The sequence below is a fragment of the Pseudonocardia sp. NPDC049635 genome, assembly GCF_040659795.1.
GTDB lineage: Bacteria > Actinomycetota > Actinomycetes > Mycobacteriales > Pseudonocardiaceae > Pseudonocardia.
In genome coordinates, this window is the sequence record NZ_JBFAON010000026.1 from 35,539 (window position 1) to 54,247 (window position 18,709).

Annotated in this window: 16 protein-coding genes and 1 tRNA gene; 10 read left to right on the forward strand and 7 right to left on the reverse strand. The window is 73.8% G+C overall.

Features of this window, described 5'->3' with window-relative positions:
• Window positions 1–22 precede the first annotated feature (22 nt).
• The 3 genes from AB0J24_RS24065 to AB0J24_RS24075 all read left to right on the forward strand — a co-directional run bounded on the left by AB0J24_RS24065 (window position 23) and on the right by AB0J24_RS24075 (window position 5,396).
• Window positions 23–2,350 carry a glycosyltransferase family 2 protein gene (locus AB0J24_RS24065; protein ID WP_358685113.1) on the forward strand — a complete coding sequence of 776 codons (2,328 nt, stop codon included), beginning with the start codon at window positions 23–25 and terminating at the stop codon, window positions 2,348–2,350.
• Window positions 2,347–3,084, forward strand: a complete 738-nt coding sequence (locus AB0J24_RS24070; protein WP_358685115.1) for a hypothetical protein — start codon at window positions 2,347–2,349, stop codon at window positions 3,082–3,084. The genes AB0J24_RS24065 and AB0J24_RS24070 overlap by 4 nt, the downstream gene beginning before the upstream one ends.
• 305 nt (window positions 3,085–3,389) lie before the next feature.
• The gene (locus AB0J24_RS24075) at window positions 3,390–5,396 is read left to right on the forward strand and encodes a glycosyl hydrolase (RefSeq protein ID WP_358685117.1); all 2,007 of its coding nucleotides are present in this window, start codon (window positions 3,390–3,392) and stop codon (window positions 5,394–5,396) included.
• 6 nt (window positions 5,397–5,402) lie between these two features.
• On the opposite strand, the gene AB0J24_RS24080 is transcribed toward AB0J24_RS24075, so the two are convergent.
• Together AB0J24_RS24080 and AB0J24_RS24085 are read right to left on the reverse strand one after the other, a co-directional pair.
• The gene (locus AB0J24_RS24080; RefSeq protein ID WP_358685119.1) at window positions 5,403–5,783 is read right to left on the reverse strand and encodes a VOC family protein; all 381 of its coding nucleotides are present in this window, start codon (window positions 5,781–5,783) and stop codon (window positions 5,403–5,405) included.
• A gap of 91 nt (window positions 5,784–5,874) precedes the next feature.
• Complete coding sequence (locus tag AB0J24_RS24085; protein WP_358685120.1) at window positions 5,875–7,218, reverse strand: M20/M25/M40 family metallo-hydrolase; 1,344 nt, start codon at window positions 7,216–7,218, stop codon at window positions 5,875–5,877.
• Window positions 7,219–7,315: 97 nt separating this feature from the next.
• On the opposite strand from AB0J24_RS24085, the gene AB0J24_RS24090 reads away from it, so the two are divergent.
• A tRNA-Leu gene (locus AB0J24_RS24090) sits at window positions 7,316–7,400 on the forward strand.
• A 133-nt stretch (window positions 7,401–7,533) separates the two neighbouring features.
• Here AB0J24_RS24090 and AB0J24_RS24095 read toward each other — a convergent pair.
• Window positions 7,534–7,848 (reverse strand): M23 family metallopeptidase, encoded by a 315-nt coding sequence (locus AB0J24_RS24095; protein ID WP_358685122.1) that lies wholly within the window; start codon window positions 7,846–7,848, stop codon window positions 7,534–7,536.
• Between AB0J24_RS24095 and AB0J24_RS24100 the strand changes: the two genes are divergently transcribed.
• Together AB0J24_RS24100 and AB0J24_RS24105 are read left to right on the forward strand one after the other, a co-directional pair.
• Window positions 7,847–8,152 (forward strand): hypothetical protein, encoded by a 306-nt coding sequence (locus tag AB0J24_RS24100; RefSeq protein ID WP_358685125.1) that lies wholly within the window; start codon window positions 7,847–7,849, stop codon window positions 8,150–8,152. The two genes, AB0J24_RS24095 and AB0J24_RS24100, sit on opposite strands and share 2 nt — an antisense overlap.
• Window positions 8,153–8,333: 181 nt before the next feature.
• Window positions 8,334–8,750, forward strand: a complete 417-nt coding sequence (locus tag AB0J24_RS24105) for a VOC family protein (protein WP_358685127.1) — start codon at window positions 8,334–8,336, stop codon at window positions 8,748–8,750.
• A gap of 650 nt (window positions 8,751–9,400) precedes the next feature.
• Here the strand turns inward: AB0J24_RS24105 and AB0J24_RS24110 are convergent.
• Both AB0J24_RS24110 and AB0J24_RS24115 read right to left on the reverse strand, forming a co-directional pair.
• Window positions 9,401–10,192: a TetR/AcrR family transcriptional regulator gene (locus tag AB0J24_RS24110; protein WP_358685129.1), complete on the reverse strand. Its 792-nt coding sequence runs from the start codon at window positions 10,190–10,192 to the stop codon at window positions 9,401–9,403.
• Between the two features lie 160 nt (window positions 10,193–10,352).
• Window positions 10,353–11,369, reverse strand: a complete 1,017-nt coding sequence (locus tag AB0J24_RS24115; RefSeq protein ID WP_358685131.1) for an AraC family transcriptional regulator — start codon at window positions 11,367–11,369, stop codon at window positions 10,353–10,355.
• A 379-nt stretch (window positions 11,370–11,748) separates the two neighbouring features.
• Between AB0J24_RS24115 and AB0J24_RS24120 the strand changes: the two genes are divergently transcribed.
• Complete coding sequence (locus AB0J24_RS24120) at window positions 11,749–12,906, forward strand: aminotransferase (protein ID WP_358685133.1); 1,158 nt, start codon at window positions 11,749–11,751, stop codon at window positions 12,904–12,906.
• Between the two features lie 126 nt (window positions 12,907–13,032).
• Window positions 13,033–14,166 carry a DICT sensory domain-containing protein gene (locus AB0J24_RS24125; RefSeq protein WP_358685135.1) on the forward strand — a complete coding sequence of 378 codons (1,134 nt, stop codon included), beginning with the start codon at window positions 13,033–13,035 and terminating at the stop codon, window positions 14,164–14,166.
• 8 nt (window positions 14,167–14,174) lie between these two features.
• Here the strand turns inward: AB0J24_RS24125 and AB0J24_RS24130 are convergent, their stop codons facing one another.
• Window positions 14,175–15,824, reverse strand: coding sequence for a GMC family oxidoreductase (locus AB0J24_RS24130; RefSeq protein WP_358685138.1), 1,650 nt, complete (start codon window positions 15,822–15,824; stop codon window positions 14,175–14,177).
• Between the two features lie 199 nt (window positions 15,825–16,023).
• Here AB0J24_RS24130 and AB0J24_RS24135 point away from each other — a divergent pair, with 199 nt between their 5' ends.
• On the forward strand, window positions 16,024–17,178 hold the full coding sequence (locus AB0J24_RS24135; RefSeq protein WP_358685140.1) for an aminotransferase class I/II-fold pyridoxal phosphate-dependent enzyme: 1,155 nt from the start codon (window positions 16,024–16,026) through the stop codon (window positions 17,176–17,178).
• Between the two features lie 68 nt (window positions 17,179–17,246).
• On the opposite strand, the gene AB0J24_RS24140 is transcribed toward AB0J24_RS24135, so the two are convergent.
• The gene (locus AB0J24_RS24140; protein WP_358685143.1) at window positions 17,247–17,921 is read right to left on the reverse strand and encodes an ATP-binding protein; all 675 of its coding nucleotides are present in this window, start codon (window positions 17,919–17,921) and stop codon (window positions 17,247–17,249) included.
• Between the two features lie 147 nt (window positions 17,922–18,068).
• On the opposite strand from AB0J24_RS24140, the gene AB0J24_RS24145 reads away from it, so the two are divergent.
• A complete protein-coding gene (locus AB0J24_RS24145) occupies window positions 18,069–18,668 on the forward strand; it encodes a sigma-70 family RNA polymerase sigma factor (protein ID WP_358685145.1) in 600 nt (199 codons plus the stop codon).
• Window positions 18,669–18,709 lie beyond the last annotated feature (41 nt).

Sequence of the window (18,709 nt, forward strand, 5' to 3'; positions counted from 1 at the left end):
CCATCCCCGGGAGTCCGTCCTCGTGTCCGTCCTCACGTCCGCCCACCGTTCGCGGCCCGCCGCCGCACGGTCGAACCACGTCACCGCCCCCGACGACCGTCGCCGCACCCGCAGCCAGGACGTCGCCGCCTCGCCGTCGCTGATGGCGATCGTGCTGGTCGCAGCGTTGGGGGTGCTGGCGTACACGGTCTTTCTGTTCGACTTCTCCAACCGGGGCGACTGGCCGGCGTACGTGCTGGTGCTGCTCGCCGAGTCGATCATCGTCCTGCAGGCCCTGCTGTCGCTGTGGACCATCCTGTCCAGCGGCTACGACCCGCGCGACTTCACCTTCAACGAGGCACAGCGGCGGCTCTACGGTGGCGGCGGTGACGGCGACGGCGAATCCACCCGGGCGATCGGGATCGGCCGGCGCGCCGATCCGCTGCACCTGAACGGGGTCCCGGTCGGCGTCGACGTGTTCGTCACCACCTACGGCGAGTCGCTCGCCGACATCCGGCGGACCGTCGCCGCCGCCGTCGCGATGGACGGCGAGCACACCGTCTACGTGCTCGACGACGGCAAGTCGGTGGCCGTCCGCGAGCTGGCCGCCGAGCTGGGGGCGGAGTACGTCGCGCGGGAGGGCAACGCTCACGCCAAGGCGGGCAACATCAACCACGCGCTGTCGATCACCGACGGTGAGCTGTTCGTGATCCTGGACGCCGACTTCGTCGTCCGCCGGGACTTCCTCTACGAGACGGTCCCCTTCTTCGCCGACGGGGACGTCGCCTTCGTCCAGACACCACAGACCTACGGCAACCTCAGCGGGCTGATCTCGCGCGGTGCCGGCTACATGCAGACGGTGTTCTACAAGTTCACCCAGCCCGGGAAGAACCGGTTCAACGCCGCGTTCTGCGTGGGCACGAACGTGGTGTTCCGGCGCAGCGCGGTCGACGAGATCGGCGGGATCTGGCAGGAGTCGAAGTCCGAGGACGTGTGGACCTCGATGAAGCTGCACGAACGCGGCTGGCGTTCGGTCTACATCGGCCTGGAGCTGGCCGTCGGGCACACCCCGGAGACCATCGAGACCTACACCAAGCAGCAACTGCGGTGGGCCACCGGCGGGTTCGAGATCCTGCTGCGGGCCAATCCGATGGGACGCGGTCGCAACCTCACCCTGGACCAGCGGTTGCAGTACCTCGGCACGGCCACGTTCTACCTGGTCGGCATCGCCCCCGGGCTGCTGCTGCTGGTGCCTCCGCTGCAGATCTACTTCGGGATCACCCCGATCTCGCCGGACGTCCCGGTGCTCACCTGGGTGCTGTACTACGTGGGCTTCTACTTCATGCAGGTCGCGGTCGCGCTGTTCACGATCGGCTCGTTCCGCTGGGAGACGCTGCTGCTCGCGTCGGCGTCGTTCCCGATCTATGTGAAGGCGTTCGTGAACGCGCTGCTGCGCCGGGACCAGGCCTGGAGCGTGACCGGTCGCAAGGGGGTGCGGAACTCGCCGTTCGCCTTCATCGGACCACAGGTGCTGGCGTTCGTGTTCCTGGCGGCGACGTCGGTGGTCGGGCTGTGGCAGGCGCAGCAGATCCGGACGTTCGACCTGGCCCTGTTCTGGAACCTGCTCAACACGGCCGTGCTCGGGGCGTTCGTGGCCACCGCGGTCCGGGAGGACCGGCGGATCCGCGCCGACGCCCGGGAGCTGGCCCGGCTCCGCAGGCTCGGCCGCGAACCGGCCGGCGAGCACGACCGCAAGGTGCCGACGCCGGTGCTGCCCGGCCCGCGTGCCCGCCCCGGTGCGCTCGCCGCGCGTGTGCCGCTCGGCCCCGGCCCCGGCGCCGCGACGACCGGCACCGGCCCGCACGGCCTCCCGCCCGCGTCCCGGCGCTCCGCGGCCGCCGTCGCCGGTCCGCGCGACACCCGGCGCCCACCCGTCACGACGGACGCGGCACCGGATCCCGTCCGCCCGTCGCAGGAGCGGCCGGGTGGGCCGTCGACCGGTCCCGCCCGGGTCCGCTCCGGTTCCCGGCCGGACCCGGGACAGCCCCGCCGCCGTTCCCGGCCGGTCCACGGGGACGTCCGGCCGGTCGCCCCCGACGCGATCGCCGCTCCCGCCCTCGCCGGTCCGCCCGGCCTCCCGGTGGTGCCCCGCACCGCGGCCCACCGGCCCGCCGGCGGCCCCGGCGCACCCCGCGCCGGTGCCACCGACCGGTCCCGCTCCCCGGGTGCCCCGGTCACCGGCCCCGGGCAGCCGGACGGGCCCCGCCCGGGGGCCGGGGCGCTCCCGGTCCCGCGGCCCAGGCAACCGGTGAGCGGACCGAACCCGCTGCCCGCCCGCGGCCCGGCCCGGCACGCGCGGAGCGCCGGGTGAGCGCCGGGCGCAGGCTCCGGCTCGGACTCGGGATCGCCGCGGTACTGCTGATCGTCGCGGTCCTCACGATGACCCTCAACGCCCGCAACGGGGTGGTGCGCTGCCACTCCGCCGCGCTCGGCGCCCAGAGCTACCCGGTCGGGACCGACTACTCCGGCACCGTCACCGCGCAGCTCGTCCAGGTCGGGGACGAGGTCGCTGTCGGGCAGCCGATGTTCGAGGTGCAGAGCGCCACCCTGTCCCGCGACCTGCAACAGGGCCTGATCGACCCGGCCAAGGTGCCCTACGGGATCAAGGACGGCAGCACCCTCGTCGTCACCGCGACCGATCCCGGCCGGGTGGAGTCCGTCGGCTACGCACTCGGTTCGTTCGTGGCCGCCAACTCGGAGCTGGCGACGGTCCAGCGGGCCGGGTCGCTCTACGTCGAGGCCGAGTTCCTCCTGACCGCACCGGACTACGCCCGGCTGCCGCCGAACGCGACCGTCGAGGTCGTGCTGCCGAACAACGAGCGGATCACCGCGCAGGCCGGCCGGGTGCAGGTGAGCACCGAGAACGGCGAGGCCCGCACCGTCGTCCAGGCGCACAGCCCCGAGCTCGCGGACTCGACGTCGGACGGCCTGTTCGCCGTCGGGACACCGGTGGAGGCGACCCTGCACCTGCGCAACGACAACATCGTCACCCGCGCCTCGACGTGGGTCAGCGAGCTCACCGGCATCGGCGGGTCCGCGCCGTGAGCCGGCACTCCGCCGACCGTCCGGACGCCTGGTCGGTCCACGTCCCCCCGAAGGCACCGGCCGACGCCGGGGGACCGCGGCGGCACGGCGCCGGCCCGCCCGGCACGGACTCGCCGACGACACCGCTGCACACCGCCGTCCCCCGGCCGCGGCCGGCCGGCGCACCACCCGCCCACCTGCCACCGGCCGAGGTACCGCCCGCCCACGTGCCGCCGGTCCGCGCGCCCGCACCGCCGCAGACCCGCGCACCGGCCCGGGTTGCGGTTCACGCACCGGTCCGGGGCGCGGCACCGCGGCCTGACCGGGTGGCGGCCGGTTCGCCGGGGCCCGGGCGTTCCCGCCGCCCACGGTGGCCGCTGGCGCTGCTCGCCCTCACCACCGTGGCCGTCGTGGTCGTCGTCACCGCGGCCCTGACGCTCCCGGGCACCGGCGACCCGGACGGGACCGGTGCCGGTGATCCGGTGATCGCGGCGACGGTCGCCGGGCTGCCACAACGTCCGGTCGGTGCCCCGCCTGCGATGCGGCTGGCCCCCGACCAGGTCCCGCCGACCAACCGCTGGTTCTCCGGGCTGGTCTTCCCCGAGGAACCGCAGCCGGTGTTCCCGCTGCCGCTGTCGGTCGCGGTCCGCACCGACGGTGTGTCGCTCGGACTGCCCGAGGTGCGCGCCGAGGGCACGACGATCTTCGGTTCGCACACCCCGGCGCTGGACGTCCCGCTCGGGACCAGTGACCTGCGCGTCGTCGGCTACGACGACCTGACGGTCACCGTCGCGATGCTCGGCGCCGGCGGTGACGAGGCCGGTCGCCTGGTGCTCACCCGCGGATCGCCGTTCGTCCGTTACACCGCCACGGCGGGGCAGGAGCTGACGGTCGGACCGCAGCCGCTGGACGCCGACGGGACGGTCGTGATCCGGGACGGCCGCTACGGCGTCGTCACCGACGGGGAGCTCACCGGCTCCGCGCTGCGTCTCCCGGCCGGCGGGTCGGCGACCTTCTACGCGGTCCCGCCGGACGGAGACCCGGCGGTGTTCGCCGACGCCGCCCGCGTCGCGGTGACCGGAGGCTCGGTGACCGAGGACGTCTCGGGCGGGACGGTCCGCACCACCCTGGGCTACCGCACCGAGGGTGGCGACACCGTGGCCGGCGCGATGCCGGGTGCGGACGCCGGGTGCGAACCCGTCGGCCGGTTCGCCACCGTCTACGGCCCGATGCCGGTGTGCCGCGCCTCGACGCTCACCGTCACCGAACCGGCACTGACGCCGTCCGGGGCGCTGGACCTGTCCGGGCTCGACGACGCGGAACGGGCCGAGCTGACCGCACTGGTGGAGCGCGACGTCGCAGGGCTGACGCTCGACGCCGCCGACACCTACTTCGGCGGCAAGCAGCTGGTCCGGGCGGCGACGCTGATGCAGCTGGCGTCCGAGCTGGGCATGGAACCGGCTGCCCGGCGGGTGCGCGACCAGCTCGTCCCACTGCTGGAGCGGTGGGCGGACCCGGCCGGGTGCGCCGGGCGGAGCACGCACTGCTTCGTCTACGACCCGGCGGTCCGCGGGATGGTCGGTCTGGAGACCTCGTTCGGCTCCGAGGAGTTCAACGACCACCAGTTCCACTACGGCTACTTCCTCTACGCCGCCGCGCTGCTGGGCCGGGACGACCCGGACCTCGTCGAACGCATCGGCCCGGTGATCGACCTGCTGGCCGCCGACGTCGGCAGCCCGGTGCGGACGCCCGAGTTCCCCGAGTACCGGGCGTTCGACGCCTTCGCCGGGCACTCCTGGGCGTCCGGGTTCAGCCCGTTCGGTGACGGCAACAACCAGGAGTCCAGCTCCGAGTCGGTCTCGGCCTACAACGGCCTGGCGCTGTGGTCGGAGCTGCGCGGGAACACCGCGCAGCGGGACCGGGCGGTGGCGATGCTGTCCCGGGAGGCCGCCTCGGCGATGCGGCACTGGGTGGAGCCGGATCTGGCGGCCTTCCCCGGTTTCGCGCACCGCGTGATCGGGATCAACTGGGGCGGCAAGCGGGACCACGCCACGTGGTTCTCCGCCGAGCCGTCGGCGATCCTGGCGATCCAGCTGATCCCGATGTCACCGGTCGCGGGGTACCTGCGTGGTGATCCGGAGCGGATCCGGGAGAACGTCGCGGCCGCGACACCCGCCGGGTTCGACGTGCCCTACGCCGACTCGATCCTGATGTACCTGGCGCTGGCCGACCCGGCCGCGGCGGCCACCGCGGCCCGGGCACTTCCGGACGAGCGGATCGACGACGGCAACTCCCGTTCGTACCTGACGGCCTGGATCCTCGCGCAGCGCTGAGCCCACTCAGCCGCCGTAGGGGACCGTGAGGATCTCCAGCAGGTGCCCCGAGGGGTCCTCGAAGTAGACACCGCGCCCGCCGTCGTGCGTGTTGATCTCACCGGGCCGGGACCGGCCCGGGTCGGCCCAGTACGGGCCGCCCCCTTCCCGGATCCGGCCGAAGGCGGCGTCGAACTCGGCCTCGGAGACGAGGAACGCGTAGTGCTGCGACGTGATCTCCGTACCGGGCGGGGCGTCGAGATAGTCGAGGCTCACCCCGTTCGTGGTCTCGACGACCTGGAACGGCCCGAACGGCTGCGGCTCGGCGAGGCCGAGGACCGCGGCCAGGTACGCGGCCCCGGCACGCTTGTCCCGGGAGTGGACGATGGTGTGGTTCAGCTCTGCCATGCGCTCCACCGTGCAACCTCGACCCGGGTTGAGGTCAACCCGCGCTGAGCACCGGGCGCTCCGGTCCGTCACGCACGGCGCCGCCGGGCCGTCACACGGTCCGCAGGAAGCGGTCCAGCACCCGGGTCCCGAAGGTCAGGGCGTCCACCGGAACGCGCTCGTCGATGCCGTGGAACAGCGACGCGAAGTCCAGCTCCGGCGGCAGCCGCAGCGGCGCGAAGCCGTAGCACTTCATCCCGAGCGTGGAGAACGCCTTCGCGTCGGTTCCCCCGGACAGCATGTACGGCACGATCTCGGCCGTGGGGTCCTCGGTCCGCAGCGCGGCCTGCATCGCGTCGGTCAGCGCGCCCTCGAACGGCGTCTCCACCGGAGGCAGGTCGGTGACCCACTCGCGTTCCACGTCCGGTCCGAGCAGCTCGTCGACCTCGGCGAGGAACGCCTCCTCACGCCCCGGCAGCACCCGGCAGTCGACGACCGCCTCGGCCGTCGACGGGATGACGTTGGCCTTGTAACCGGCGCTGAGCATCGTCGGGTTCGCGGTGTCCCGCACGGTGGCCCCGACGATCCGGGAGATCGGGCCGAGCTTGGCCAGCGCACCCTCCAGGTCGTCCTGCGGGTACTCGACGCCGGTCAGCTCGGTCATCCGGTCCAGGAACGCCCGCACCGTGGGCGTCACGACCAGCGGGAACGTGTGGTTCCCGAGCCGCGCGACGGCCTCGGCCAGGATGGTGACCGCGTTGTCGTCGTGCAGGAACGACCCGTGGCCCGGCTTGCCCTTGGCCCGCAGCCGCATCCAGGCGATGCCCTTCTCGGCGGCCTCGATCAGATAGGCCCGCTGATCCTCGCCGAGGGTGAGCGAGAAGCCGCCGACCTCGCCGACCGCCTCGGTGCAACCCTCGAACAGGTCCGGCCGGTGCTCCACCAGCCACTGGGCGCCCCACTTGCCGCCGGCCTCCTCGTCGGCGACGAAGGCCCACACGATGTCCCGCGGCGGGACGACGCCCTCACGCTTGAAGCGGCGCGCGACCGCCAGCATCATCGCGTCCATGTCCTTCATGTCGACGGCGCCGCGGCCCCAGACGTAGCCGTCCTGCACCGCGCCGGAGAACGGGTGCACCGACCATTCGCTCGCCTCCGCGGGGACGACGTCGAGATGGCCGTGCATCAGCAGCGCCCCCCGGGAGGGGTCCGCCCCGGCCAGCCGGGCGATCACGTTCGTCCGCTTCGGCATGCCGGACTGCACGACCTCCACCTCGTAGCCGACCTCGCGCAGCTTGTCCGCGACGTAGTCGGCCGCCTCCGCCTCCCCGGCCAGGGTCTCCGGGTCGGCGGTGTTGGTGGTGTCGATCCGGATCAGCTCGGAACAGAGCTGGACGACCTCCGCCTCGGCGCTGGCCGCCTCGCTGCTGGATGTGCCGTTCGGGTCGACGCTCATGGACGTCTTCCTACCACCGGCGCCTCCACCGACCCGGCCGCAACCCCTTGCGGGGGCTCGGCTATGCTTCACCGGCACGCGATCGAGAGATCGTGGCGTCCGAGTGGCGGAATGGCAGACGCGCTAGCTTGAGGTGCTAGTCCCCGTATTAGGGGGTGGGGGTTCAAGTCCCCCCTCGGACACTCACATCCTGCAGACCTGCCGCATACGGCGTGTGTTCGCTCGTCCCGGGTCAGCCCCGGAGCCCGCTGTCGCCGGACTCGCCGTCGTGGCACCGTCGGCCGTTTCACGGGGTGGGCCCGCCGTTGCGGCGGCTCAGCGAGCGCGACGAGTCCTGTCGGCGTCGACGATCTCGCCGTTGGCGGGCAACGAACCGTCGAAGGTCAGGCGGACGGCGGCCGCGCGTGCCATGTCGAGGCTGTCGACCGCTTGGACGTGCACGTGGGGTTCGGTGCTGTTGCCGGAGTTGCCGCAACGACCGACCGTGTCCCCTGCCCCCACCCGGCCACCTCGGGTGACCTGGACGCTGCCCTGCTGCAGATGACACAGCGCAACGAGGACGCCGCCGCTGTCGACCACGACATGGTTTCCCGCCAGCGCCACCCACCCCGCGGATGCCGCACTCGCCATGCTGACGGCGCAGGTCGTCGACCAGATCGACAACGACCTGGAACGGGCCGTTCGGGCGTGGAGCATCAGCGATCCGTCGGCACGGGCGACACAGGAGCGGCTCGACCGCGCCCGCCTCGTCTTCCTCTCCGACCTCTGGGCCCGCCTCCTCGGTGACGCCGACCGGGCACGCACCGCCGCGCTGGTCCCGCACCTCGTCGCGATCGGCCTCAGCGTCGCCCGTCCGCGGCTCGCCCCGGACGAGGTGTCCGCCGTGTTCGAACTCCTGACGACGCTCGCGGCGCGGTTGACCACCGACGAATGACCGGACGGGACCCGAACCGCCGGGTCGGTGGTCGGGCTCGCCCGACGGGAGCGCTCCGGGGCACCGTCCGGACGGCTGATGCCGGCGGCCGTCCCGCACCTCGGCTCCGATTGCGGACAGGAGGTGACCGGTTGGTGCGGTGATCTGGACACGCCGTCGCGCCACCCGAGAGGAGCATCCCGTGTTACGAGGACTGACCACGATCATCTACGTCGCCGAGGACGTGGCCGCTGCACAGCGGTGGTACACCGACGTCCTCGGCGTCGAGGCGTACTTCGTCCGCTCCGCCGGCAACGCTCCGGCCTACGTCGAGTTCCGTATCGGCGACTACCTCCAGGAACTCGGCATCGTGGACGCCCGGTTCGCCCCCCACCCCCGGCCGGATCACCCTGCCGGCGTCGTGGCCTACTGGGCCGTCGACGACATCGCCGCGTCGGTCGACCGGCTCGTCGGCCTCGGGGCGTCGGTGCACGAGCCGACGACCGTGCGCGGCGACGGCTACGTCACCGCCTCGGTCGTCGACCCCTTCGGCAACGTGCTGGGCGTGATGCGCAACCAGCACTACCTCGACGTGTTGGCCGGAGGACGACGGTCATGACCAGGACGGTCGCCGACAAGATGCGGATCAGGGCGGGCAGCCGGGCGCACATCGTCGACGGGCCCACCGGGGTCGCGGCCGCGATGGCCCTCCCCGACCTGGAGTCGACCGATGACCTGGTGGGTGAGGTCGACTACCTGCACCTCTTCGTCACCACCCAGGACGCGCCATGCGGCACGGCTTCCCGCCGCTGGCCGGCCGTCTCCGCCGGGGAGGAGCCCTGTGGGTGTCGTGGCCCAAGGGGCGTCGACACGGCTCCGATCTCGATCTCAGATCCGTCATCAGGATCGGCTACGACCTGGGCATGGTCGAAAGCACCTGTCTGCGGGTGGACGAGGCCTGGGCAGCGCTCAGGTTCACCCATCCCAGACCCGGCAGGTCGTACCACAACAGCTACGGAACGCTGGCTCGAACCACCCCGTCAGCGGTGAGGTTCGTCCACGCCGCCGGAGTACGCGCTCCGGCGGCCCCGGGACCGCGACTGCACCCGGTGTCCGGGTCGGCGTGAGGACGACGCGGGGACACCGACTGCCGGGCCGCTGCTCCGGTGGGGTGGTGTCGGCGACGACCCGGGCACCGGCGCGGCTCGGCCGCCCAGCTCGGGCGGCTGGAGCAGGTGATCGGCCCGTCCAAGGGCGCGGACACGACCGTCAGAGTGCCGCGCGCGAGTCGCCGGGGCCGGCCTGCAGCGAGGCTGCTGTCGCCACGTCGGCGGACGTCGACGCCGCAGGGTCCGCGGGAACGACCGGCGCGACCGACCGATCCGGCGTCCGGTCCGGCCGGGCCAGCACGGCCAGGAACGGTGCGAGGTACAAGGTGCGCACCCGTTCCCACCCCTCGTCGGAGTCGAGATCGAGGGTCGAGGTGGGGTTCAGGACGAGCGACACCACGAGCCGGACCAGCAGCTCCGCGACCGGCTGCACGTGCTCGGACGGAACCTGCAGGCCTGCCGCACCGATCTCGTTCCGCACGTGCCGGGAGATCCATTCGGTCGCCGCCGCGATGACCGGCCCACCCGCGGTCGTCAGGTGCGGCAGCAGGACCCCGGGCTCGGTCCGCAACAACCGGGTCAGTACCGCGTGCCGGCGCAGTCGCTCGACGCAGAACCGCACTCCGGCGGCGAGCTTGCCGTCGACGGTCGGCTCCGCGTCGAGTATCGCGTCGGCCTCCGCGGTGAACCGGCGCAGCTCGGCCATCAGCAGGGCGTGGATCAGCTCGTCCTTGCGCGGGTAGTGCCGGTACACGGTCATCCGGGAGACCCGGCCCCGCCGCGCCACCTGGTCCATCGTGAACCGGCGGAGACCGAAGTCCTCCACGACCCGGCGGGCGGCGGACAGCACCCGGTCCGCGGTGGCGCCGGCCGATTCCGGATCGCGACCGAGGTGGGGGCCGTCCGCTCGGAGGTGCCGGGCGTTCCCGGCAGCGGAGCGACCCCTCGACATCGGCGCGGTGACACCTCCGTGGCGGCCACCGGGGCCGGGGCCCCGCCCGGCCGCCACCCACCGACCGCACGGTCCCGCCCGCCCCCGGCAGAACGAGTTCGTGCGGACACACTAACCGAAGCCTCACCTGATCGTGCACAACCGAACCCGACCGGAGAGGTCACAGCTGTCCCTTCGGGCAGTTCCGCAGGACGTCCGAGGGGAGCTCGCCGAACTCCTCGCGGAACCGCCGGGAGAACCGGCCGAGGTTGCCGAACCCCCAGCGGCTGGCGACGTCGGCGACCGTGACCGCGGCCGGGTCACCGGCCCGCAGTTCCGCCCGGGCCTTCGCCAGCCGGATCCGGATCAGCATCTGCAGCGGGCTGGTGCCCAGCTCGCGGCGGAACGCCTCCTGCATCGAGCGGACCGACGTGCCGCTCGCCCGGGCGAGCGCCCGCGCGCTGAACGGCTCGCCTGCGTGCTCGTGCAGGTAGTCGACGGCCCGGGAGGCGGCCGAGCGGGGCGCCGGCCCCGATGGCACCGACCGGTTCCGGGACTCGGTGGGGTGGGTCGCCAGCAGCACCCCGACCAGGTGCCGGTGCAGCTCGGCCCACCACAGCGGGCCGGCCTCACGCAGTGCCGACGAGCGCAGCGACCGCTCCAGCAGCTGCACACCCGACTGCCACAGCCGTGCGTCGCGCTCGGAGACGGGGCAGCGGAGCAGGAACCGCGGCGGCGGCACCGGATCGTCCCCGACGATGTCGGCCACCGCCGCGTCGAACGCGGCCCGGTCGATCCGGATCCCGTTGATCGCGGCGCCGTCCTCCCAGTGCATCCGGAACTCGATCTCGGCGTCGAGCGCCACCGACCGACCGGGGACGAGCGTCTCCGAGGACCGGCCACCGCTGACCGTGACCGTGCCGCGGATCGGTTGCACCACACAGTGGACCCGGCCCAGCGGCGCCGTCGCCACGACGTCGCACTCGGTGCCGTAGCGCAACTCGTCCCACGACACCGACCCGTCGGACAGCGAGGCCTGGACGGCGCGGAAACGACCGGGATCGCCGCGGACGGTGATGGTGTGCGGCGCGTACGCCTCTCCCACCACCGCACGGGCACGCTCGACGTCGGTCGTGTCGAGGGTGATGGTCGGCCCGTGTGGGGCACACGTCCGCAGCGCCACCGCGCGAGAGCTCACCGGCTCTCCCATGGAAACCCCCTCGGGTTCCGGATCACCGCGCGGCCCGGCTCTCGAACCGCCAGTCAATGTTACAAGAGGCGTACCAATGTAAGTCCGGGCTCCAGGTTGGACAAGTCGGCCGTGTACCCCTTTGCGGCATGTTTACGCGCCAGCCGCCGCCGATAGCGACATCCCATCTCAATGAGGTTGTGATCCCTGCAGGACGGCCGCCTACACTGCTCCGGGCCCCGGAACGGACATCCGACCAGTGTCGCCCGGCACCGGCAACCACGGCCACAGCGACCGGTACAGCGACGGCCACACCGAGAGCGACAGCCACAGCGACACCGACAGCCACAGCCACAGCGACACCGACACCGACAGAACGGCGGACCGCGTGCGACTCGACCCGACCACGACCGGTGGGATCGACTCCCCGATCGGCGCCGCGCAGGCGCTCCTCGCCGAGCACGACGGGCGGGGCCCGCTGCTCGACCTCTCCCAGGCGGCGCCGCCGTACCCGCCGGCGCCCGAGATCGTCGAGCGGATCGTCGAGGTCGCACGGGACCCGGCGGGTTCGGGCTACGCACCGGTCCCCGGCCTGCCGCCGTTGCGCCGGGCGGTCGCCGAGGAGCTGAGCCGGGACTACGCAGGCGGGATCGACCCGGCCGACGTCGTGATCACGGCGGGCTGCAACCAGGCCTTCACCACCGTCGTCTCCGCGCTGGCCGGCCCGGGCGACGAGCTGGTCGTGCCGCTGCCGTACTACTTCAACCACGACATGTGGCTCCGGCTGCAGGCCGTCCGCCCGGTGTACCTGGAACCGGACGCCGAGCTGGTCCCCCGGGCCGCCGACGCGGCGGCGCTGATCACCTCGCGGACCCGGGCGATCGTCCTGGTCACACCCGGCAACCCGAGCGGTGTCACGATCCCGCCCGCCGAGATCGCCGCGTTCGCGGAGCTGGCCCGGCGGCACGACGTCGCACTCGTCCTGGACGAGACCTACCGCTCGTTCCGGGACACCGACGCGCCCGCACACCCGCTGTTCGCCGACCCCGGGTGGCGCTCCACGGTGATCAGCCTGCACTCGTTCTCCAAGGACCTGGCGATCCCCGGTCACCGGGTCGGGGCCGTCGTGGGCGCGCCGGAGCTGAACCGCGAGGTGCTCAAGGTGCTGGACTGCATCGCGATCTGCGCACCGCGGGCCGGCCAGGAGGCGACCCTGACCGGTCTCACCCGGGCAGGTGCCTGGCGGGCCGAGCGGGTCGCCGAGATCGCCCGGCGCCGGGAACTGTTGGTGGCGGCGCTCGCGCCACGGCCCGGCGGTTTCGAGGTGGTCTCCTCCGGGGGGTTCTTCGCCTGGGTGCGCCATCCCTTCACCGGGCGCTCCAGCACCGACGTGGTCCGCGAGCTGCTGTTCGAGCACGACACGATCGTCATCCCCGGGACCGCGTTCCTGCCCGACGACCGGCGGATGCTGAGGGTCAGTGTCGGACGGGTGGACGCCGAGGCCGCCCGGACGCTCGCCCGGCGGTTCGCCGCGATCGGCGGCTGACCCCGGGGCCGGTTGCCACATCCCGCTCACCCGTGCGCACCCCCGCTGATCCGCGATCAGGCACACTCGGTGGACAATGATCACAGGCGATCACAGGCGTTACTGCGGGGGTGTGAAGGGAGCCGGGTGCGCGATGCCGAGCCGGGATCCGACTCCGCACCCGACGACGACGACCGTCGGTCACGCACCGTCACCAAGCCGCTGCTGATCGCTCTGTCACGCGCGGTGGAGGACTTCGCCCTCGCGCCCGCCCGGGACCGGCCGATGGCCGTCGTGGGGCTCTTCCAGCGGACCCGTTACCTCACCCCGCAGCTCACGACATGGGAACGGATCGCTCACGAGTGCGGCGACGGCGCCGCGGTCGCGGTGGCCGGGGCGCCACCGCCGCAGATCCCGCCCGGGCTGGCCTGCGTCCGGCTCGCCGACGGCGAACCGGCGGCCCGCGAGTGGAGCGTCACGGTGCTCACCCCCCGGTCCGGCGCGACCCTCGTGGCCCACGACATGGAGTCGGTCGACGGTTCGGCCCGGTCGCTCGAACGCGGCAGACTGTTCTCCGCCCGCTGGTCGTTCCGGCACGCCGACGCGCACACCGAGCTGCTGCGGTTGCGCCACCAGCTCGGGGCCCGGCTCGGCGCACGCCGCACCGGCGCGCTGGACGAGGTGCTGTCCCGGGTGCTCCCGATCCCCGGGACCGCCACCGACCACCGCCACGACGCCGCCGCCGACCGGCTCGCCCGGCAGCTGTCCGAGGAGCGCCGGCGGGCCGACCAGGCCGAGAACCGGCTCGACGAGCTGGAACCCGGTGCGGAGCGGGACCCGCGCAGCGGGCTGCCGACCCGGGCGTTCCTGGACCGCTGGACCGCCGGCTCCGCCTCCGGAACGCTGCCGCTGGGCCTGGTGCTGCTGCGGGTGCAGGATCTCGGCACGGTCAACCGCAGGCACGGGTTCCGGGCCGAGACCGCCGTGCTGCGCGGGGTCGCCCGGCTGCTCACCGCACACTCCGGTGCCTCCGGACGCGCGGTCCGGGTCGGCCGGGAGGAGTTCCTGCTGATCCTGCCCGGGCACGACGTCCGATCGCTCGCCACCGTGGCCCGCAGGCTGTGCGAGACGGTCACCGGGCTGTCCTCGGCGTTCCCGTTCGTGCCGACACCCTGCCACGCCGTGATCACCCGCACCCGGAACCGGCCGCTCCCGCTGGACGCCCTGTGGGCCGCCCTCGACGGTGCGACCGGCACCGGGGTCACCCTGCTGCAGAGCTGACCGGCGGCTCAGGACTCCCGGGCGATCAGGTCCGCGGTCCGGCAGGCCAGCGCCACCAGGGCGAGGGTCGGCCCGACCGCCCCGGCGGACGGGAAGACCGCGCTGGAGGCGACGTGCACGTTCGGCGTCCCGTGCACCCGGCACCGCGCGTCGACGACCCCGGTGCGCGGCGAGTCCGACATCCGCAGCAGGCCCATCTGGTGGGTGCCGTCGGTCATGTCCATGTCGTGCACGCGCTCCACGTCGGACATGTCGACGAACGCCAGGCCCGCCCGCTCCAGCTCCTTGCCGATCAGGCTCAACGACGTCGCGATGGCGTCCCGGTCGGCCGCCGAGACCCGGTAGTCCACCCGCAGCCGGTGCTGGCCGAGCGCGTCCCGGTCACGGTCCAGGGTGACCCGGTTCGCCGGGTCCGGGGTCTGCTCGGCGTCGAACCGCAGCCGGCAGTGCCCCGAGTCCAGCGGCATGAACGAGGGCAGCCGTCGCTCCCCGGTGATCCGTGGCCGGACCCAGCCGCGGGCGAACCGGGCCACCCGCAGCGGGTCGGCCGCCACGTTGCGCACGTGCCGGCCGATGCCGGTGGTCCGCGCGTACTGGGCGTGCGTGCCGGCCGCCTTGAACCCGGCCCGCAGCTTCCCCATCCCCCAGTAGGTCAGCGCGAACGTCGACAGCAGCGCGTCACCGTGGTCGGGGTCCTTCGGGTCGGCGAACCACAGCGCGGCCTTGAGGTTGCCGAGCCGGTGATCCTCCTGGGCGCGGCCGGACAGCGCCAGCATCCGGCGGGCGTACACACCGTCGTCGGTGGGCAGGTAGCCCAGGCCGAGCTCGCGTCCGGCCCGGGTCAACCGCAACCGGCCGACCTCACCGACCGGGTGGGTCATGTAGTGCCTGCCGACCTGCCCGTACTCGTCCCCGATCCCGGCGCCGAGCCCGGTTCCGCCGTAACCGTCGGAAGCCAACAGGATCCGGGTCGACTCCAGACCGCCGGCCGCGACGACGAACTGCTTCGCCCGGACCCGCACCTCCAGCCCGGGCCGGGGGACGACCACCGCCTCGGTCGCCGCACCGGACACCGGATCGCGCTCCAGGCGGGCCACCGTGGCGTGCAGGAACAGCCGGATCCGGCCGGCCTTCGCCATCGCCTCCATCCGCGGCGCGAACGACGTGGGCGGGCTCCACCGCCACAGGTCGTCCCAGCGCAGCGTCTCCGACGACACCCCGGGCGGTGTGGGCGGGAAGCCCGAACGGGCCGCCGAGTACTCGCAAGCTCCGGCGTCGAGATGGCGCTGCGCGACCGGGTACCACGTGCGGAGCTCGTCGTGGGTGATCGGCCAGCGGGTGCCGGGCAGCCATTCGCGTTCGGTGAAGTCGATGTCGTCGAGCGGGGCGCAGCGCCCGCCCCACACGATCGAGGTGCCGCCGAGCCGCTTCTGCCGGACCGCGTCGACCGGGTCGTGCGCGCCGCGCCCGGAGATCCCGCGGTAGGTGTCCCTGGCGGTGCGGCCCATGCCGGGGCCACCCCCCTCCAGGACGACCACCCGCAGTCCGCGGTCGGCCAGCTCCGCGGCGGCGGCCGCACCCGCCGGGCCGCTCCCGATCACGCAGACCTCGGCCTCGAACCAGGATCCGGGGAGCGCTCGCCTGGTGTCGATGAGCATGCGACGCGGGTCCTCTCAGGTCGTCGGCGGAGCCGGCAGGGCTCCTGCCGCCCGGTGCCCCGGGGCGGGCGCCACGGCTCCGGCGCGCCGGTCGGTACCGTCGTTGTCCGGTTCCGCCGTCGTGGCCGGGGCAATGGTCGATGTCGTGAACGACCGGGCGCCGGGCTTCGTCCGGCAACACCGGTCCAGGAGGACAAGTATGGGACTCGCCGCGATGGCGACGAGCGCGCGGGGTATGGCTGCGGCCGTCCGGGTGCTGGGACGAGGTGAGCTCGGCCGGTTCACCGGCGGGGACCGCTCCGAGGTCGGCCGGTTCGAACGGGAACTCGCCGACCTGGTCGGCACCCGGCACGCACTGGCGCTCAACAGCGGGACCAGCGCGCTGGTGGCCGCGCTCGTCGGCGCCGGGATCGGTCCCGGCGACGAGGTGCTGGTACCGGCCTACACCTGGGTGTCCACCGCGGCCGCGGCACTCGCCGTCGGCGCCGTCCCGGTGCTGGTGGAGGTCGACGAGTCGCTGACGATGGACCCGGTCGACCTCAAGGACCGGATCAGCCCGCGCAGCCGCGCCGTGCTGCCCGTGCACATGCTCAACCACGTCGCCGACATGGACGCGATCATGGAGGTGGCCGCCGCGCACGACCTGCTGGTCGTCGAGGACGCCTGTCAGGCGATCGGCGTGACCTACCGGGGGCGCCGGGCCGGGTCGATCGGGCACGCCGGGTGCTTCAGCTTCAACCAGCACAAGAACATCCGCTCCGGCGAGGGCGGCGCGCTGGTGACGAACGACCCGCGACTGTTCGAGCGGGCCTCGATGTACCACGACGTCGGCAGCTACGAGCGGGACGGATTCTCCGGTGCCGACGCCGACCTCATCGTCGGGGTGAACCTGCGGATGCCCGAACTGTCCGCCGCCGTGCTGCGTCCGCAGCTGGCCGGGCTGGACGCGCAGCTGGCCCGCCGGCGCAGGCACCGCGGCATCGTGCTGGAGTCGCTGGCCTCGCGCGTCGGACGGGACCTGCGGCCGGTCAGGCACCACGACCCGGCCCGCGCGGTCGGGCTGGCGCTGGAGTTCGACTCGCCGGACGCGGCCGCCGGGTTCGGCGCGAACCGCGGCGTGCACCGCCTGATCGACACCGGCCGGCACGTCTACACGAACTGGCGCTCGCTGCAGGCCCGCAACCCGCTGCACCCGGCCGCGGACCCGTACGCCGCGGTCGACGCCGAGATCGACCACGGCCCGGACGCCTGCCCGCGGACGCTGGAGATACTCGCCCGCACCTGCGCGGTCGACCTGGCGCCGGAACTCCCGACACCGGCCTTCCGGCTGCTGGCCCGGCGGCTGGCCGGCTGAGCCCGGTCTCGATCCGCGCCCCGGGGACGCCGGGCCCGCCACGCGGCACCGGTGTCCCGGGGCACGGCTCATCCGGCGCCGGCCGGGGCCAGGACGGCCTGCACGTGCCCGTCCCGCTCGACCGTACCGGTGACCGTCACCGCGACCTCGTGGCCGAACCAGGGCGCGCCGGTGACGAACGTGTGGAACTCGCCGTTCTCGCCGCACGGGTCGGCCCCGGCGGGCAGCTCGTCGAGGAACGCGTCGTCGAAGGACCGTCCGGCGAGCGTGGCGGGGACCCGGGCGGGGTCGACGGCGACCACGACCGCGCGCAGCCCGTCGGCGACGATCCGCCGGGCCAGCTCCGCCGTGCCGGTGCCCCACAGCGGGAACTGGCCGTCGACCCCGGTCCCCGCCAGGACGGCCTCGCGGAACGCGCGGACGTCGGCGAGCGCCAGATCGCCGCAGACCAGCCGGGACACCCCGGCGGCCCGGGCCGCACCGAGCGCCGTCCGCATCCGTGCGGTGTACTCGCCGTCCGGGCACGGCGTCGGCAGCTCGACGGTGTGCAGCGGCAGCCCGAGCGCCTCGGCCTGGGCCGCGACGAGCGACCGCGGGACTCCGTGCACTGGGATCTCGGGCCGCCCGTCGCGCACGCCGGTCGTGGCGAGCAACCCGGTCACCCGCGCCCCGGCCGCGCGCGCCGCGGCCAGCGCGGCCGCCGCGTCCTTCCCGCCGGACCAGCTCACCCAGACGTCGGTCACGGCGGCGACGCTAGCCGCTGCGCCACCGCCGGAACGACCGAGCACCCGAACCGGACGGTCACGATCCGTCGCGCAACGCGTCCCCCGCCCGCGGATCGGCAGGTGGGCGACCGTTGCGGCCGCCGATCCTCGTATTACCGTGACGGAATGCCCGAACGCCACGACGATGCCACCGTGACGGCATGGTCGCTGGCCGCCGGGGCCGGCGACCAGGCCGCGTTGACGGCGTTCGTCCGGGCCACCCAGGCCGACGTGCACCGCTTCCTGGTGCACCTGAACGGTCCCGCCGACGCCGAGGACCTCACCCAGGAGACCTATCTGCGGGCGCTGCGGACGCTGTCGACGTTCGAGGGCCGCTCCAGCGCGCGCACCTGGCTGCTGTCGGTCGCCCGGCGGGTCGCCGCCGACGCCGTCCGTGCCGCCGTGCGCCGGCCGCGGATCCGCGAGCTCGGCGACGACGCGCTGCGGACGATCGAGCGGACCGTGCCGCGCAGCGGGGCGCAGGAGGCGGTCCTGCTGCGGGCGCTGGTCGACGGTCTCGCACCCGACCGCCGCGAGGCGTTCGTCCTCACCCAGCTCCTGGATCTCGGCTATGCCGAGGCCGCCGAGGTCTGTGGTTGTCCGGTCGGCACCATCCGGTCCCGGGTCGCACGAGCCCGGGAGGACCTGGTGCGCGCGTTCGAGGCGGACAGCGCACCGGATCACGGGCAGGCGCGCCGGGCCGCGCCGCGCATGATCCGGGGCTGATCCGGGGGCCGGTCGGAGCAGGCCGCGGGAGCCGGATCGGG

Bases quoted from the DNA above. Each gene is read 5' to 3' on its own strand.
- AB0J24_RS24095 (WP_358685122.1), bottom strand. From the start codon at position 7,848: ATGGCGAGTGCGGCATCCGCGGGGTGGGTGGCGCTGGCGGGAAACCAT.
- AB0J24_RS24110 (WP_358685129.1), bottom strand. From the start codon at position 10,192: ATGTCGAGGGGTCGCTCCGCTGCCGGGAACGCCCGGCACCTCCGAGCG.
- AB0J24_RS24080 (WP_358685119.1), bottom strand. From the start codon at position 5,783: ATGGCAGAGCTGAACCACACCATCGTCCACTCCCGGGACAAGCGTGCC.
- AB0J24_RS24100 (WP_358685125.1), top strand. From the start codon at position 7,847: ATGCTGACGGCGCAGGTCGTCGACCAGATCGACAACGACCTGGAACGG.
- AB0J24_RS24130 (WP_358685138.1), bottom strand. From the start codon at position 15,824: ATGCTCATCGACACCAGGCGAGCGCTCCCCGGATCCTGGTTCGAGGCC.
- AB0J24_RS24085 (WP_358685120.1), bottom strand. From the start codon at position 7,218: ATGAGCGTCGACCCGAACGGCACATCCAGCAGCGAGGCGGCCAGCGCC.
- AB0J24_RS24135 (WP_358685140.1), top strand. From the start codon at position 16,024: ATGGGACTCGCCGCGATGGCGACGAGCGCGCGGGGTATGGCTGCGGCC.
- AB0J24_RS24145 (WP_358685145.1), top strand. From the start codon at position 18,069: ATGCCCGAACGCCACGACGATGCCACCGTGACGGCATGGTCGCTGGCC.